Annotated in this window: 16 protein-coding genes; 13 read left to right on the plus strand and 3 right to left on the minus strand. The window is 36.5% G+C overall.

Annotated features, from left to right (window positions below; all coding sequences use genetic code 11):
- Positions 1-145: 145 nt before the first annotated feature.
- The 5 genes from AAHF87_RS05025 (at position 146) to AAHF87_RS05045 (ending at position 5,803) form a co-directional block, all read left to right on the plus strand.
- The gene (locus AAHF87_RS05025) at positions 146-937 is read left to right on the plus strand and encodes a sulfite exporter TauE/SafE family protein (RefSeq protein WP_342147428.1); all 792 of its coding nucleotides are present in this window, start codon (positions 146-148) and stop codon (positions 935-937) included.
- Between the two features lie 9 nt (positions 938-946).
- Positions 947-1,762 carry a glutamate racemase gene (gene murI / locus AAHF87_RS05030; RefSeq protein WP_342147429.1) on the plus strand — a complete coding sequence of 272 codons (816 nt, stop codon included), beginning with the start codon at positions 947-949 and terminating at the stop codon, positions 1,760-1,762.
- A 214-nt stretch (positions 1,763-1,976) separates the two neighbouring features.
- Positions 1,977-2,651 carry a Bax inhibitor-1/YccA family protein gene (locus AAHF87_RS05035; RefSeq protein WP_342147430.1) on the plus strand — a complete coding sequence of 225 codons (675 nt, stop codon included), beginning with the start codon at positions 1,977-1,979 and terminating at the stop codon, positions 2,649-2,651.
- Positions 2,652-3,062: 411 nt separating this feature from the next.
- Positions 3,063-3,398 (plus strand): TusE/DsrC/DsvC family sulfur relay protein, encoded by a 336-nt coding sequence (locus tag AAHF87_RS05040; RefSeq protein WP_342147431.1) that lies wholly within the window; start codon positions 3,063-3,065, stop codon positions 3,396-3,398.
- A 254-nt stretch (positions 3,399-3,652) separates the two neighbouring features.
- Positions 3,653-5,803 (plus strand): hypothetical protein, encoded by a 2,151-nt coding sequence (locus tag AAHF87_RS05045; protein ID WP_342147432.1) that lies wholly within the window; start codon positions 3,653-3,655, stop codon positions 5,801-5,803.
- A gap of 14 nt (positions 5,804-5,817) precedes the next feature.
- On the opposite strand, the gene AAHF87_RS05050 is transcribed toward AAHF87_RS05045, so the two are convergent.
- Positions 5,818-6,372: a thioredoxin family protein gene (locus AAHF87_RS05050; RefSeq protein WP_342147433.1), complete on the minus strand. Its 555-nt coding sequence runs from the start codon at positions 6,370-6,372 to the stop codon at positions 5,818-5,820.
- A 67-nt stretch (positions 6,373-6,439) separates the two neighbouring features.
- Here AAHF87_RS05050 and AAHF87_RS05055 point away from each other — a divergent pair, with 67 nt between their 5' ends.
- The 6 genes from AAHF87_RS05055 (at position 6,440) to ahcY (ending at position 14,646) form a co-directional block, all read left to right on the plus strand.
- A complete protein-coding gene (locus AAHF87_RS05055; protein ID WP_342147434.1) occupies positions 6,440-7,024 on the plus strand; it encodes a thymidine kinase in 585 nt (194 codons plus the stop codon).
- Between the two features lie 235 nt (positions 7,025-7,259).
- On the plus strand, positions 7,260-9,230 hold the full coding sequence (locus AAHF87_RS05060) for a hypothetical protein (protein ID WP_342147435.1): 1,971 nt from the start codon (positions 7,260-7,262) through the stop codon (positions 9,228-9,230).
- 251 nt (positions 9,231-9,481) lie between these two features.
- Positions 9,482-10,672, plus strand: coding sequence for an MFS transporter (locus AAHF87_RS05065; protein WP_425287998.1), 1,191 nt, complete (start codon positions 9,482-9,484; stop codon positions 10,670-10,672).
- A 3-nt stretch (positions 10,673-10,675) separates the two neighbouring features.
- Positions 10,676-11,959, plus strand: a complete 1,284-nt coding sequence (locus tag AAHF87_RS05070) for an MFS transporter (RefSeq protein WP_342147437.1) — start codon at positions 10,676-10,678, stop codon at positions 11,957-11,959.
- A gap of 136 nt (positions 11,960-12,095) precedes the next feature.
- Entirely contained in the window at positions 12,096-13,283 is a 1,188-nt protein-coding gene (gene metK, locus AAHF87_RS05075; protein WP_342147438.1) for a methionine adenosyltransferase, read from the plus strand.
- A gap of 46 nt (positions 13,284-13,329) precedes the next feature.
- Complete coding sequence (gene ahcY / locus AAHF87_RS05080; RefSeq protein ID WP_342147439.1) at positions 13,330-14,646, plus strand: adenosylhomocysteinase; 1,317 nt, start codon at positions 13,330-13,332, stop codon at positions 14,644-14,646.
- Positions 14,647-14,652: 6 nt separating this feature from the next.
- On the opposite strand, the gene rpiA is transcribed toward ahcY, so the two are convergent.
- A complete protein-coding gene (rpiA, locus tag AAHF87_RS05085) occupies positions 14,653-15,321 on the minus strand; it encodes a ribose-5-phosphate isomerase RpiA (RefSeq protein ID WP_342147440.1) in 669 nt (222 codons plus the stop codon).
- Between the two features lie 91 nt (positions 15,322-15,412).
- Entirely contained in the window at positions 15,413-15,619 is a 207-nt protein-coding gene (locus AAHF87_RS05090; protein ID WP_342147441.1) for a hypothetical protein, read from the minus strand.
- 636 nt (positions 15,620-16,255) lie between these two features.
- Between AAHF87_RS05090 and AAHF87_RS05095 the strand changes: the two genes are divergently transcribed.
- Both AAHF87_RS05095 and AAHF87_RS05100 read left to right on the plus strand, forming a co-directional pair.
- Positions 16,256-16,936, plus strand: coding sequence for a thiol:disulfide interchange protein DsbA/DsbL (locus tag AAHF87_RS05095; protein ID WP_342147442.1), 681 nt, complete (start codon positions 16,256-16,258; stop codon positions 16,934-16,936).
- Between the two features lies 1 nt (position 16,937).
- Positions 16,938-17,729, plus strand: a complete 792-nt coding sequence (locus AAHF87_RS05100; protein WP_342147443.1) for an ATP-binding cassette domain-containing protein — start codon at positions 16,938-16,940, stop codon at positions 17,727-17,729.

A 17,729-nucleotide genomic window follows, 5' to 3' on the forward strand; every position in this document is an offset into this window, starting at 1 on the left:
ATATTCACAGCAATTGGGTGTTTGGCAAGACGCCGCGAGAAAAAAGCAACGGGAATGTATTCAAGATACATGAGAATTGCGAGTTGGGCGGCAATGCAGGCAATGTCAAGTGTGAAGAGTATACTAACTATTTTTTGGCCATTAAATGCTTTTTATATTATATGTAGCGATAGGATTGTTAGCTGGATTTTTAGCGGGATTATTGGGTATAGGTGGTGGAACAGTTTTAGTTCCAGGCTTGCTTGCCATTTTTTCACATGCAAATATTCCTGAACATTTGCAAATGCATATGGCGACAAGCACAGCATTGACGTCTATTATTTTTACTTCACTTATTGCCGTTTATCATCAGCAGCGCAGTTTTTCTATTAATTGGCCGCTATTTCGACAGTTAGTTCCAGGAATGATTGTCGGTATAATAACAGGGGCCTTATTGGCCTTATTATTATCGACACAAACCTTAAAATTATTATTTAGCTTATTTCTATTTTCAGTCGCATTCAAACTATATTTTCATAGAAGCCCAGCGATTAAAAAAGAAATCATTGTCTTAAATACATTGAAGAAATGGTCGATAGGTTTTTTTATTGGTATTATTTCAGGAATGTTGGGCCTTGGCGGAGGAGCTATTTCAGTCCCGGTTTTTCTACGTTTGGGGTTATCTACACATCACGCCATTGCCACCTCTTCAGCCTGTGTCTTGTTATTAGCCATTTTAGGAGCAATCACCTTCACTTTAACCGGTTTGCACGCTAATAATCTTCCGTCCGGTAGCGTTGGGTTTGTCTACTGGCCCGCAGTGCTAGGGATATCGATAGGAAGTGTGTTTTTTGTCCCTATAGGTACAGGATTAGGTAAGCGCATTGCAGGGAATATTTTGAGAAGATTTTTTGCATTATTTCTTTTCATATTAGGTATTACCTTATTAATTTATTAAAGTATCAATATGTCTACTAATTATTCACAACCTATCGGCATATTCGATAGCGGTATTGGTGGCCTCACCGTCGCTCATGCCGTAACTAAACTGTTGCCGCATGAATCTATTATCTATTTTGGCGACACGGCTCATGCCCCTTGGGGTGATAAGTCTGCTGCAGCTATACAAGCCTATTCCATTAAAATTTGTGATATGTTGCTTAAGCAAGATTGCAAACTTATATTGATTGCTTGTAATTCAGCCTCAGCGGTAGCTTATGAGCTTGTTAAAGAGTATGTAGGTCGTAAGTCGATTGTGGTCGACGTGATTGATCCGATGATCGAATTTTTAGCCAAAAATTACATCGATAAAACCATAGGTTTAATTGGTACAAAACAAACCGTTAACTCTAATATCTATAGAAAAAAATTAGATGAATTGGGTATTAATATACGATTAAATACACTGGCTACACCTTTGCTGGTGCCATTAATTGAGGAGGGCTTCAAAGACCAAGCGATTATGAGCGACGCTATTCAGTCTTATCTGAATGAGTCAGCTCTCCATAACCTGGATGCCTTGGTGTTAGGATGTACGCACTATCCATTAATTAAACAGCAGATCAAGCAATTTTATAATGATGCCACCGCCATTATCGACTCAACGGATATTGTCGCGGAAGTGGTAAGAAACATACTGAAAGAACGCAAGTTATTGGCTGTTTCATCCAACTCTCCAAAAAAGAAATTTTATGTTTCAGACTACACGCCCGCATTTTCCGCCCTAGCCCATCTTTTTTTCAAAATGCCGATTATTTTGGAAAAATACCCTTTATGGGAATAAATTATATACTCTTCGCACTAGACATTGCCTGTGTTCCCCCTCAACTCGCAATCCGCATGTATCTTAAAATACACTCCGGTTGTTTCGGTTTCGCGGCGCCTTGCCAAAAATCCTATTGCTGTGAGTATAGTTAGGAAAATTAGCCCTTTTCGTCTTTTAGCGTAAAATTGCTTGTGGTAGAATAGGTGAAATTTTAGACTTACGAGGGAGTGATATGGCTTCTGATCAAATACTTTTAAATCCGCGCTTGGAATCCGTTTTAGCTACAAATACAATCTTACGCAATACCTATATTTTGCTAGGGTTAACGCTGGTTTTTAGTGCAATAACCGCTGGTATCGCGATGTTTATTAACGCGCCACCTTTAAATCCATTTGTTACACTCATTGGGTATTTTGGCCTGTTATTTTTAACCAATTTTACGCGTAATAGTGCTTGGGGCTTGTTTTCTGTGTTTGGTCTAACTGGATTCATGGGATACACGTTAGGTCCCATTTTAAATCACTATATCCATGGATTTACCAATGGACATGAATTAATTATGATGTCATTGGGGGCTACGGGCCTCATCTTTTTTGCTCTATCTGCCTATGCTTTAACCACCAAAAAAGACTTCAGTTTCATGTCAAGTTTTTTGATGGTTGGTATGATCGTCGCTTTTCTGGCTAGCATCGGAACATTATTCTTTCATATACCTGCCCTAATGCTCACCTTATCGGCGGTGTTCATATTATTATCATCAGGTATAATTTTGTTACAGACTAGTCAAATTATTCATGGTGGCGAAACTAACTATATTATGGCTACCGTTACACTTTATGTATCACTTTACAACATCTTTTTAAGTTTATTAAACTTACTAGGCGCATTCAGCGGCAACCGAGATTAGTATATTGCAATAGCGACCTGAGTTTAAACCAGGTCGCGCAGGTAAAATAAATTTTCTAGATAGCTATACTCTCAGCGATTAGATTTTTGGCAACACAGGTAAAGAATATATACTTATTTACGAGTTGTGTGTTTTTGCCCCTATGTAAAGTTCAGCCCTTGTCCTGGCTGGATCAGAAAAAGCTTCTCAACTATCCTTTAAAGAATAATAAACAGGAACAAAAAAGCTACCTAAAAAGCTTTATCTCAGCTTTTAAGAAAGCTACGCAGCAATCAGAATTTTGGCAAGGCGCCGTAAAAATGAGCAACCGGAGTATTAGATATACATGAGGATGCGAATTGAGTAGGCAACGCAGGCAATGTTAAGTGCGAAGAGTATATTTTGTTGCATTGTGCTGGCAGCAGGTGGTACATGGCTAGTTTAATAGTTAATGGCGAGAAAATTTTAACTGATCAATTTGGATATCTGGTTCATTCCGCTGATTGGCATGAGGAAGTAGCCACTAGGATTGCCAAAGATGAGTCATTATCACTCATTAAAGATCATTGGCATGTGATCTATTTTTTGCGTAATTTTTATCAGCAGTACCATAAAACGCCGCCGATTAGAATTTTAGTTAATCAATTAGCGGTGCAATTAGGCCCCGAAAAAGCCTGTAGTATTTATCTAAACAATCTATTTCCAAAAGGTATACTTAAGCAAGCAAGTAAGCTGGCTGGGTTGCCTAGACCTACTCGTTGCATGTAATCTACTTCAATACTTGCAATAAATTAAAAGTTAAAAAAATATAATTAAAAATTTAGGGGAAACTATGAATGAAAAAAGGCTGCAAAATGAGATCGATGCTTCAAAAAAATCTGAAACGATACGAGACTATTTATTAAATCGTCTTAAAATAAATGTGAACTTATTGCTTTAAATCTACTATTGTGGGGTAGAAAAATTAAATAAAATTCCATTGATTTAAATTATAATAAAAAAAATAAATAAAGAGAATTTAAATGACTCTTAAAACTGAATCAGACGCTATTATTAAAAAAATTGAAGAGCAACGTGAAGACATTTTTGATAAAATAGCAAATCGTCAAGCTTCTAAAAACTTACATCAGATTCAGGTATGGCTTAAACAGCAAATCAATAGCGAGTTTCTGTTAAACAATGTTCAATTATTAGCAATTATTATTGATACAATTCATCAATTTTTAAAAAAAGACTCTGATAATGAAAAGACAAGTTTAATAGAGAACTGTTTGATAAATTTAATAAATAATTGGAGCAGTTTACAAGACCAGAAAATATTATCGATTGCTTCTTATGTGAAAGCATACACTAAAACTAACGATGCGGATGCCAAAGTGGCATTAAATGAATTTATTGGTAAATCTGGTGAATCTACAAGATTTTTTAGAGTTATACCGGAAAAATTAGTGCTATCCTGTGGAAAAGCTCTATCAGATATTTCTAAAACCATTAAAACTAAATCTAATATTCTATCTACAGTTAAATTGGCTACAAAAACAGGTTTATCAAGTCAATCTCTTTTTTTAAACGATGCTTCTTCACAGCAATTTGCAAATAATCTTAATAAAAAAAAAGGTAAAGCTTATCGAATAATTGCGTTTGATGAAGATGGAATTGGTTACGATGTTAATTCTTCCTATTTATACTTTAAAGAAATTAACCGATTAAGTGACATTAATTTAGAAATTGAACTTTCAACTAAAATTAAAAAAAAATTATTGCAAGATGGAATGTTGGATGAAGAGCTAAAGCGCTTGGCTAGAGTAGAAGTTAAGCATGGGTCTTATTTAAATAGATTAGAAAGAAAAATTAAAATAAAAGAATTTGACTTTTTTGCTAGTAAAGAAATAAAGGACACTAGACAATCTGAAATTGAAAAAAAAATAAGAAATAATAAAAAGAATCGGGAACGCAAAAAAAATAGTAAGTTGTTAATTCCCAAAATATTACCCATTTTAAAACAAATTGATATTTATAAGAAAGCATTCGCTTGTCAATCATTGACTATAGAATCTTTTTTGTTTGAAACAAACAAAGATGATTTTTTAGCTGGATTCCTTAAATCAATCAACTATGAAAAATTTAAAGAGTTAATTGATTTTTCTGAATATATTCGAACTTCTAGCGAAAAAATAAAGCAAACGTTAATAAAAATAGATGATTTCTCAAAAAATTTAGGTATTGTTTCAAATTATGTGAGATCTTTAGATAGTTATTATATAAAGATTAAGGAAAATTTTAATAGAGAAAATATTAGCAACTTCTTAGAAGATTCATTAAGTCTGTTTGAGCAAAAAACTTTAGCTTTAGATAATAATTATTGTTTATTAGATATACAGGCTAAAAAAAAGAAAATTGTATTTTCAGAGCCTGATTTTTTAGATGAATTTATTTTAGCTAATAATAATAGTCAAATATTTAAAATACTTTCTGATGAAATAAGACAATTGCTTAATACAAAAAGGAAAAATCAAACTATAACTGGAAATAGAAATCTTAAAAAAAAGAAAAGCTTAATTAAAAGGTATTTTTATTTTTTATCTGACGAATATTATTTTACTAATGAAAAATTTAAGAAAAATTTTATAAAAAAAATATTTTCGAATATTCCTGAATCTCATTCAATTGAGTCTATGAAGACTATTTTGGTTAACTTAAAATGGTGGCAATTTTTTTTAATTCACATTGGGATCATCTTTTTATTAAAAAAAGAATTTAGAGTGCGTTTATCAGAAGCATTGTTTTTAGATTTATTAGAAGAAAAATTTGAAAAAATTAGTGAAAAAGAAGAGCCTAAATCCCAAGATATAGATGAATTGTATGATATAAAAAAGCATATTAATTCTTTTGACAGCAAAGTACAGGATCGTTCGATTAATTTAAATTCGTTAACCCCTCTAGATTCTAGGCAAGCGATAGTCGATAGATTAAAAAGACATAAAGAAGTGGAAGACTTATTAGATAATGTTTTGCTTTTATCTAATCAAGCTTCAAGTTGCATCAACGAATTTAACAAGTTAAAGGATGCCTGCAAAAGAGAAAATGAAAATATTCCAGAAAATGGTGAAATATTTCACTTAAATAAAAGCGATGTAAGTAAAATACATATTCCTCTAAAATGGATGAGATAAATTAAAAATAAAATTTACTTCCATTTAATATTACACCCCATACTAGGTATTTGTTGTGGATTAACAGGTTTTCCTTGAAGGATATTATCTAAAGCTGCGCGAATATCTTTCCCTGTCACTGCCGTTTTATTGCCGGGCCTGGATCCATCCAGTTGACCCCGATAAATGCACAAAAGATCTTTATCAAAAATAAAAAAATCGGGTGTACAAGTGGCTTGATAGGCCTTTGCAATTGATTGTGTTTTATCATAAAGATAGGGAAAGCTAAAGCCTAGTTGTTTAGCTAACTGAGCCATTTTTTCTGGAGCATCTTCTGGATAGGCTTCTGCATCATTCGAGTTGATGGCTACAAATGCGATGTCTTTAACTTGATAATCTTTAGCTAAACGAACGAGTTCATGCATAACATGCTTGACGTATGGACAATGATTACAAATAAACATAATAACCGTGGCTTTTGGCCCTTTAGCAGCTTGTAAACTATATGATTTGTCGGTAAGTGTATCCAATAGCTTAAAATCAGGTGCTCGGGTGCCCAGAGCAAGCATGCTAGAAGGTGTAAGCGCCATAAGGTTCTCCCCATTTGCAATAGTTACAGGTATTATAACCCAAACCTTCATTCATTAATTTTCAATTATGGCCAAGCTTTATTTTTACTATTCCGCTATGAACGCAGGCAAAAGCACCGCCTTGTTGCAAGCGAGTTATAATTATCAAGAACGTGGTATGCAAACCGTATTGTTTGCGCCCGCCATCGATGATCGTCATAAGTTGGGTTGGATCAGCTCCCGAATAGGTTTAAACGCAGAAGCCCATTTATTTACGTCAAAAGACAATTTATTGGAGCAGGTAGAAAGCTCACTAAAGCAAAAAAATGAATTAAAATGTGTGTTAATCGACGAAGCCCAATTCTTGACAAAAAACCAAGTATTGCAATTGACAATTGTCGTCGATCGTTTAAATATCCCAGTCTTATGTTATGGGTTGCGTAGTGATTTTCGGGCTGAGCCTTTCGAAGGTAGTCTCTATTTATTAATATGGGCTGATGAGATCAACGAGATCAAGACTGTTTGTTATTGTGGCCGGAAGGCGACTATGAATATCCGATTTGATGCGGAGAATCATAAGGTTACTCAAGGTAAACAAATAGAGATTGGCGGGAATGAACGCTATGTTTCAGTTTGTAGACGGCATTTTAGCCTTATTGATTCAGCTTCTTAAAAGATAGAGATTTCACTAAGGCACTCGATTCTTAATTTCCATAATTTAGTTATTCTTTACCTATCTTAGCATATAGCTAAAATCCCGTTATCCCGTTTTTCCAAATAAAAATGGCTAAATGTACTTAAGCTTGTCTTAAGCCTCCCAAATCTATAATAAATATGGAAAAAGGACCGGTGCTTATGTATGCCCTGAAGGAAAATAATATAAAAATGCTATAAAAAAGAGAACTTTAATGCCTTTAGAAAAAGAAAAATTAATATCAGCAAAAAAAGCTAGGCAATTATTAATCTCAGGGGATTTTCCCGAATATTTAAAATACTTATATCAGTTAGGAGCTGGTTGCGAAAAGGATTTTATTCTAAATATTAATCATAAAAAAATATTTGAAGATAAAAGTCAATTAGAAAGAGAGCGCCAGAATTATATCCAGAATCAAATTGATGTATTTTCATTTAATGATGCTAGAGAACTCCTAAACACTACATTACAACATTTGCTGAGTTTGGCAGTTGCCTGGGAAGATCCTGGATTAAGTAGAGAAAAAATTAAAAATTCTACAAGAGCTGGCGATAAGCAAAATGAAACTCCTAAAAAGATACGTCAATCTACCAAGCTCAAAAAGGATATAGATAAATCAATTCGTCATGCCATACGTGTCGGTCTTATGGTGGAGGTTGCTAGACTACGGAATGAGACTATTAGAATAGGGAATGAGGCTAATCAATTTAAAATAAAGTTCGACACAGATCTTAGAAACAACGAAAGGACAAATCCATTTAACAAAATTGAGATTTCTTCGCTAGAAGAAAAAAAGCCTTACGAAATTCTAGCGGAGTGTATTAACTCGATCAATGGCGAAACCCCAAAAGATATTGAACAAATATTTAAAAAAGCCGCTAATGCTATTTTATCTTTTAAATCACTTTCCGATAAAGTTCTACAGGCTTTGGGTGTTTTTATCGCATTTCTTGCTGCCTTAGCCTGCGGACTGACCGTCGGAGGCTGTGCTTACTTACTTTTTATGGGTTTGACTCCTGTTACTTTCTTTCTGATGCCTTTAATCCCAGCCGCCATAATAAGTATTATTGGTGCCTCGATAGTTTTCGGAGTTAATTTTTCGTATCTTTATAAAAGTATTCCAGAAGTCTTGCTTTCTGCGGCTAAAATGGGCGGGATCACTGAATATATCGATCCAGAAGGTAAACGAGCGCAATTATCCAGATTGAAGAAAATTTTGCTTTTACCTGCTGCCATTGTTTCATTTGCGGTGGGCGTCTCTATGATGGCCTTCACTGCGACGAATTTTATAAGCATCTTAGCAGGGATCATTCCCGCCTTAGCCCTTTCGGCCGCCCCTCCTTTTTTACCCATTTTGCTAGGTATTTTAATCGTTGGTTTAGGAGTAGCGCTCAGTATTCTAATGTTTAAAGGATTTGTTTGGTTGTTACAAAAACCTTTAATAAAATTAGCTAAACAAGCTTTGGATCACATGAAAAAATTATCTTTTCTTGGTTGGTTGGGTCTCAGCATTAAATTACTAATTTTTGGCCTTTCTGTAGTTGGCATATATGCATTATATTTTGCAGGGATCCCAATTTTAGTACCTTTTTTCGGCCCTGCGGCTGTTCTTATAGGTTGGGCTTCGTTTTTCGGAGAACTGCCATTTACCTTAATGGTAGTCAGTCAACTTTGTGATCTCGTGGGTAGCTTTTTAGCCAATAATGCAATAAAAATATTTAATTTTTGTTTTACTCGACAAAATGTTGCGGAACAGCTTGAGGATACTTCTACTCAGGAAAAAACCAGCTTTAAGCTGGTTATTGGAATTTTTTTCGTCACCATAAACGCCTTCCTGAATGCACTACTAGTTATAGGTACAACTATCATATCTCTAGTAGCTACCGGAGCTTGTTTTGTTAACTCTTTTGCTAGTAATTTAATTGTTCCGAATAGCGAACAAGAAATTAGAAGAAATAAGGCTAACGACGCTTGTCTTCAAGCGCTTATGCCGAAAAACAAGGAGGTAATATCAAGTAGACAGAATGATAATTTAGATGCTGGGAGAAATGAACCTCTTATCATTAGTTCTTCGTCTTTATTTATTACCCCCAAAAGTGCCCAGCAAAATATGAACGGCTATTGTGCTAACAATATGGTAACTCCCCAAACAGTTGGATCTACTCGCTATAATGCTGGCTTATAAAAATTTGATTTCAGCCATTTCAATGCTTGATTCGTTTGGACAATAGACTTAGCTTGCTATACACTACGCTTCCCAAATAGTCCCTAAAAATAAAAGACGGAAGTTTATAAGTCTACTCTCTATTTGAGGCATTAATGGCCATAGCTAGCTTAAAACGAACATGTGACTGCCTAAGCTTTTCTAAGATTCAACCCTGGCTGGTTTGTCTTTCGGCCGCGCTCTTCTTCTTTTACGAATTTATCCAGATGGGTATGTTTAACTCGATTAGCCAAGAGTTAATGCATGATTTTTCAATAAATGCCGGCCAATTAGGGTTCTTATCAGCGACCTATTTCTATGCCGATGTTATCTTTTTATTATTTGCTGGGATTCTAGTTGATCGCTTTTCTATCCGTAGGATTATCCTTAGTGCGATGGTTATGGTCGTCCTCTCCACTATTCTATTTGCTTTCAGTCAGTCCTTTGAGATAGCGGCTTTTAGCCATTTTATAGCGGGTATCGGCAATGCTTTTTGTTTTTTAAGTTGTATTAAGTTGGCGACGCGCTGGTTTCCTACACAGCGCCTAGCTTTCGTTATAGGCATTATCATTACCATTGCCATGGCTGGAGGCATAGTGGCCCAAACCCCTTTTGCCTTGGTAGTTCATGCAATAGGCTGGCGAAACGCTGTGATGATTAATGCTGGATTAGGGATGTTTATCACCGTATTGATTTACTGCTTTGTCCACGATTACCCTAAACATCAACTATCTAAAAAGATGGCTGATGTTGTAGCATCTAAGCCTATTTCGGTCATGAAAAGTATCCGTTTATCCTTACGGAATAAGCAGAACAGCTTAGCTGGGATTTATACTTGTCTTTTAAATTTACCGATTATTTTGCTCGGCGCATTATGGGGTAGCTTATACTTAACCCAAGTGCATCATCTTGAGAAGACTCAAGCTTCCTTGGTCGCTACGATGATTTTTTTAGGAACTATTATAGGCTCACCGCTAGTAGGTTGGCTCTCTGACTTTATTAGTAGACGAAGATTATTGATGATTATTGGGGCTGTGTTTTCTTTGCTAATTTTACTGGCTATTATGTTTATACCCGTATTACATTTCTCCACCTTAGTCATTTTATTTTTATTATTAGGTTTTTTTACGAGCACACAAATTATTAGCTATCCGCTGATTGCCGAAAGTAATCCTAGACATTTAACAGGCACCTCTACCAGTTTAGCTTCCATACTAATTATGGGTGGTGGAGCTGTGTTCCAACCTTTATTCGGATGGTTAATTGATCTGCATTGGGACCAAACCTTTTTACAAGGCGTACCTTTGTATTCAGCCAGTAATTTTCATTATGGTATGGCTATAATGCCGATAGCTTTTATAGTGAGTTTAATCGCTGCGTGTTGTTTACGTGAAACCTATTGCCAACCTTATTCGCGAGAATAATCTATGCTGACTTCCGCTGTTCATGAGAATGCTTCTATCGTGGATAAAAAACTGCCGTGGGTAGTTTGTTTTTCTGCAGCATTGTTTTTTTTCTATGAATTTATTCAAATGAATATGTTCAATGCTATCAGTGCCGATCTGATGCATGCTTTTTCTCTTAATGCAACTGGATTGGGTAAGTTATCGGCTTATTACTTTTATGCCAATTTATTATTTTTACCGATTGCTGGGGCTTTGCTAGACCGATTTTCAACACGAAAAATTATTCTTTCTTCTTTGTTTCTTTGCATTGTGGGCATTGCTGCTTTTGCAATGACAAGTTCATTTCTATGGGCATCTGTATTTCGTTTTATGAGTGGTATTGGCAGCGCTTTTTGTTTTCTAAGCAGTATTCGACTCGCATCGCGTTGGTTTCCCGCAAAAAATATGGCATTAGTCAGTGGCTTAATCGTCACGATGGCTATGATGGGGGGTATGGTAGCGCAAACGCCGCTGACTTTATTGGTAGAATTAGTGGGTTGGCGCCATGCTTTATTTTTTGATGCCAGTTTAGGTGTTGTTATTTTCTTAATAATTTTTAGTTTTGTTCAAGATTATCCAGTTAATCTACATCAGGAGCAAAAAAAGTCGTATCAAGAACTCTCTAAATTAGGACTTTTAAAAAGTTGGCGACTCGCTTATTTAAATCCACAAAATAGTTTATGTGGGCTTTATGTTTCCTTGCTTAATTTACCCGTTGCCCTTTTAGGTGCTATCTGGGGAAGCTTATTTTTGCAACAAGCAGATCATTTTTCCGCAACAGAAGCTTCATTTGCTCCTAGTCTACTTTTTATTGGCACGATCATTGGTGGTCCAGTGGTGGGATGGCTTTCTGATAAAATTCAAAAACGTGTTCCGCTGATGATGTTAGGCGTGATAATTTCCCAGTTATTAGTTATTACGATTATCTGTATACCGGGTTTTTCTATAGTAACCATCGCTTTATTATTTTTTGCTTTAGGATTTTTTACCAGTAGTCAGGTTTTGAGTTACCCCTTAGTTGCCGCCAGTAATCCAAAGAGCATAACTGCAACTTCAGTAAGTGTCGTATCTTTTATGGCGATAGGGGGTTATGCGGTATTTCAGCCTTTATTTGGTTGGCTGATGGATGCTAATTTTCAAGGAACGGTATTAAATCAAATTAGAATCTACTCTCCTAGCGATTATCATCGCGCTTTACTCATTATACCGATAGGCTTTTGTATAGCTTTTATCACTACATTTCTAATGCGTGAGCCACGTCCTTAGTCATGAGCGGTACTAAATTGATCCAGCCGATATCTTAATTGGCTATTTTAAAAAAGATTCGCTAGTATATACTTCTTTTTTAGCTTTAAAGCTCAGTTTTTAATCATACTTTTCTTTTCAAGTTTGAGAATAAAAAATGGATAATTACACAACGTTTACTTCGGAATCAGTATCGGAAGGACACCCAGATAAGATTGCCGATCAAATTTCAGACGCAGTTTTAGACGCCATTTTACTTCAAGATAAAAATGCCCGAGTTGCCTGTGAAACCCTAGTTAAGACAGGTATGGTATTAGTAGCGGGCGAGGTAACAACAACAGCCTGGGTTGATGTAGAACAGATCGTCAGAGAAACTGTAAAAGAGATAGGTTACAACAGCTCGTCGATGGGATTCGACTGGGAATCCTGTGCCGTTATGACCGCTATCGGTAAGCAATCACCTGATATTGCCCAGGGAGTAGACAAGCTTGAGAAACTTGAACAAGGCGCAGGCGATCAGGGTTTAATGTTTGGTTATGCAAGTAATGAAACCGAGGTATTGATGCCCGCGGCTATTACTTACGCACATCGGTTGATGGAACGTCAGGCGAAGTTACGTAAAAATAAAAGTCTGAGTTGGCTGCGACCTGATGCTAAAAGCCAAGTAAGTTTACGTTATCAGAATGCTAAACCTATTGCCGTGGAAGCGGTAGTGCTTTCTACTCAACATGCGCCCGATATTGCTTATGCCGATCTTAAAGAAGCCGTCATGGAAGAAATTATTAAGCCTATTTTTCCAGCAGCATGGTTAACCAAAACTACAAAATATTACATAAATCCTACGGGTCGTTTTGTTATTGGCGGACCTTTAGGTGATACAGGTTTAACAGGGCGTAAAATTATTGTGGATACTTATGGCGGAATGGCACGTCATGGTGGAGGTTGTTTTTCAGGGAAGGATCCCAGTAAAGTCGATCGCTCAGCCGCTTATGCTGCACGCTATGTTGCCAAAAATATCGTTGCTGCAGGCTTGGCCGATCGCTGCGAAATACAAGTTTCTTATGCTATTGGTATTGCGCAACCCACATCCATAAATATTAATACATTTGGTACGGGTAAATTACCGGATCAACGTATTATTGAGTTAATTCAACAGCATTTTGATTTGAGACCACGAGGCTTAATTGAAATGCTTGATTTATTAAGGCCTATTTATAAACCTACGGCAGCTTATGGTCATTTTGGCCGAGAAAACGAAGATTTTCCCTGGGAGCGAACCGATAAGACGGAATTATTGCGCGCAGCTTTATTAAACCATGAAATCAAACAAGTAACGGAATTTTAAATGTACTCTTCACAATTGAATTTTTGTCTTATTTAGAAAGGTATTTATGATCATAGAAAAGTTAAAGGCTAATGTTGCTGACTATAAAGTTGCTGATTTGAGTTTAGCAGAATGGGGACGACGAGAAATCACCATTGCTGAGACAGAAATGCCTGGTTTAATGGCTTTACGCAAAAAATATGGTCACGAAAAACCTTTAAAAGGTGCGCGCATTGCCGGTTGTTTACATATGACCATACAAACAGCCGTGTTAATTGAAACATTGCTTGATTTGGGCGCAGAAGTGCGTTGGTCGTCTTGTAACATTTTTTCTACACAGGACCATGCTGCTGCGGCGATGGCTGCTCGAAATATTCCTGTTTTTGCTTGGAAAGGAGAAACCGAAGAAGAATTTTGGTGGTGCATTGAGCAAACTTTAATAGGGTCTGATGGATGGACACCAAATTTATTATTAGATGACGGTGGCGACCTTACTCTATTACTCCATGAGAAGCATCCCAAACTTTTGCAGTCTATTAAAGGAGTATCCGAAGAAACTACGACGGGAGTACATAGACTTTATCAAATGCAAAAAGAAAAAACATTATTAGTTCCAGCGATAAACGTGAATGATTCCGTAACAAAATCTAAATTTGATAATTTGTATGGTTGCAGAGAATCTTTAATTGACGCATTGAAGCGCGCCACTGACGTTATGATCGCGGGAAAAATTGCTGTAGTGTGTGGTTATGGTGATGTAGGGAAAGGATGCGCTCAGAGTCTGCGTTCCTATGGTGCGACTGTTTGGATTACCGAAATTGATCCTATTTGTGCATTACAAGCCGCCATGGAAGGTTATCGTGTGGTAACCATGGATGATGTAGCAAAACTAGGAGACATATTCGTAACTGCTACCGGAAATAAAGATGTTATCACCTTATCCCATATGCAAGAGATGAAAGATCTGGCTATTGTTTGCAATATTGGTCATTTTGATTCTGAAATAGATGTGGCTGGATTGCGTCAATTTAATTGGTTAAATATTAAGCCACAAGTTGATCAGATAAATTTTCCCAATAAAAAACGTTTACTATTACTTGCCGAGGGTCGTTTAGTTAATCTAGGCTGTGCGACAGGACATCCAAGTTTTGTAATGTCTAACTCATTTACCAATCAAGTTTTAGCTCAGATTGAATTATGGCAATATAATAATCGTTATGAAAAAGGGAAAGTATATATGCTGCCGAAAGCGCTGGACGAGCAAGTGGCTCGTTTACACTTAGAGAAGGTGGGCGCTAAATTAACCGAGCTAACTTCCGAACAAGCTGATTACATCGGAGTAAAACCACAAGGGCCCTATAAATCGGATTATTACCGTTATTAATGCACGTTATTTTTCAAAGACTTTAATATTATTTTTGCTCGCCATAAGTAATATATTTGCAGGACGCTGAGCAAATAATCCATTACAAACGATACCTGGAATATTATTAAGTAAACGCTCAAGTTTAATGGGATCAGTAAAATCCCAATGTTGAGTATCCAATATAATGTTGCCGTTGTCGGTGATAAATTTTTCTCTATAAATAGGAAACCCTCCTAATTTTACTAATTCCCTAGCAACGTAACTGCGTCCCATAGGGATAACTTCCACTGGGAGACTTTTTTGTCCTAATACCCCAACATATTTACTTTCATCAATGATACAAATAAAGTTTTTGCTTGCAGCAGCAATAATCTTTTCACGCGTTAACGCACCACCACCACCTTTTATAAGTTGCAGTTGTGGGTTAACTTCATCGGCCCCGTCTATATAAAGCGTTAATTCTCCTGCGGCATTTAGATCTAACACCGGGATATTAAGTTGTTTTAAACGCTTTTCAGTTTCGACTGAAGCGGCCACTACCCCTTCAATTTTATGCTTAATATCAGCTAACGCGGTAATAAGATGATTGATAGTGCTACCGCTTCCTATACCTAGAATAGATCCAGCTTTTATATAATCTAATGCAGCCCGAGCCACTTTAATTTTTAACAGTTCCTGATTTTGTGTTATCACTATGATCTCCTCTGGTCAGAACGTAGAGTTACTTTGACATAAGGTAAAACAGCATGCAATTTCTCGTTAATAAGCAAGCAACTGAGATCCTTTAGTCTTTATTATTTTCTGAACCTACAATATAGCCTATCAACGCCGCTTCTTCTTGTGAGAAACCATCGATTAGCGTAGGAGCAGTAAAAATTTGCTGGGCTGTGCGCATAAAATATAATCCCTGCCCAAGAATATTCACCAAAATGCTATTATCTCGATATTGGGCAATTATTTGATAACGTATTTGTTCGGATATATTCCGCATAGTGTATCTCCATAAAAAAATAGTTTAATAAGAGCTATTTATATTGTTTAAATCCTTATTGCATTCTATGAAGAAAATATTTGTCTTCGCTGGTGCAGACTTTTAGACTCGACTAGTTATCTAAAAAATGACAAAATACTATCTTTTTAAAACTATACTATGTGCTCACCTACTTATTCAATGTGCAAAAAACTTTAAAATTGGGTAGAAAAAAGATTTTTTTACCTACTTGGTAAACTGAAATTAAATTTTAACCCTCCAAAATTGGACATTCTAGCGCTCAGCCCCTGTTTTTCCTGCTTAACGTTTTTTGATAAGCTGTGTTATGCTTGGCCATTTTTATAAGACCTACTATAAAATCTATGGAGTTTGTTTAGCGACTATCTCGATGTCCTTAAGAAAAAGGGATTTACATGCTATACCTTAAGAGGCCATTTAACTGGAAAGAAAGACAAATGATAGTTTTGGAAGAGGTCGAGTTGCTTTAGTATGCTCACAGCAATCGGATTTTTGGCAAGTGCAGCAATCTATGTGTGCATGTATGTGTGCATACAAGCTTAAAGGATGTGGGTTGAGCGGAAACACAGACAAAAATTCAGGTGCGAAAAATATATTTTATTATAAAAGAGGGGCTGTATGTTTAGATTGGGATTACGTAGCCTATTGTTTTTAGCTTTATCTATTATTTTAATCTCTTGTGGAAAAATGAATAATAATTCTAAAACTTCCCATCCGCGGAGTTTTGTAGCCGGGAAAGATTATGAGATTATTTCTAGATCGGAGATTATTCCGAAATCAATGCCAAAAACGCAAGTGCGTGTGGTTGAGTTTTTTAGTTATGCTTGCCCGGCTTGTTATCATTTTGAGCCAACATTGGACAAATGGCTTGCTACCCAGCCAAATTACGTAAAATTTGAGCGCGTACCGATAGTATTTCAACCAAGTTGGCGCAGCTTGGCGCGAGCCTATTATATTGCCCAGATGTTAGGAGTCGAAAAAGAATTGACGCCCGCTATATTTAAAGCTATCCATGTTGAAGGGCAAGACTTATCAAACCCTAAACTGCAAGAAGAATTCTTTATAAAGCATGGTGTTAAACAGCATGAGTTTGAAAGTATCGCTAGTTTTTCGCCAGGGATTGATGCGCAATTATTGAGAAGTGATACGTTGATGCAAGAAGATAAAATTCTTGCCGCACCTACATTAGTTATTGATAATCGATATAAAGTTGATCCCAGCATGATAGGTGGAGATCCCACGCGCTTTCTGCAGGTTACTGATTACCTGATAGAAAAAGTGAGAAAAGGGGACGAATAACTTGAGTGATTTCGTCAACATTCGAGGTTTATATTTTAGTCGTAACGGACGTAACGTTTTTTCCGATATCGAATTAAATATTCCGCGGGGTAAGATAACGGCCATCATGGGTCCTAGTGGGTGTGGGAAGACTACGTTATTGCGTTTAATAGGCGGTCAATTAAAACCTGAACGTGGCAATATCCAAGTAGATGGTAAGTTAATTAATAAACTGTCACGAGCTCAGCTGTACGAATTACGTCGTAAAATGGGTATTTTATTTCAGAGTGGCGCTTTATTTACCAATCTAAGTGTTTTCGAAAATGTTGCTTTTCCTTTAAGAGAACACACCGAGCTACCTGATTTTATGATTCGTGATATTGTATTGATGAAGTTACAATCCGTTGGCTTGCGTGGCGCTAAAAATCTTATGCCTAATCAACTTTCAGGTGGCATGGCACGGCGTGTCGCGCTAGCGCGGGCAATTGCTCTAGACCCGGAACTGATCATGTATGATGAGCCTTTTACCGGTTTGGATCCCATTGCTCTCGGCGTGATCGTTAAACTTATTTCTGATCTAAACAAAGCCTTGGGTATCACTACCATTTTAGTTTCTCATGATGTAGAAGAAGCACTAAGTATAGCGGACTATATTTATGTAATTGCTAGCGGGAAAATTATTGGTCACGGTACCCCCGAAAAAGTACATATTGATAAAGATCCAGAGGTTCAACAATTTTTACAAGGTTTACCGGATGGCGTGGTCCCTTTTCATTATCCCGCCATCGACTATAACCAAGATTTGCTCCATTAA

It is taken from the genome of Rickettsiella endosymbiont of Aleochara curtula (assembly GCF_964030935.1).
Lineage (GTDB): Bacteria > Pseudomonadota > Gammaproteobacteria > Diplorickettsiales > Diplorickettsiaceae > Aquirickettsiella.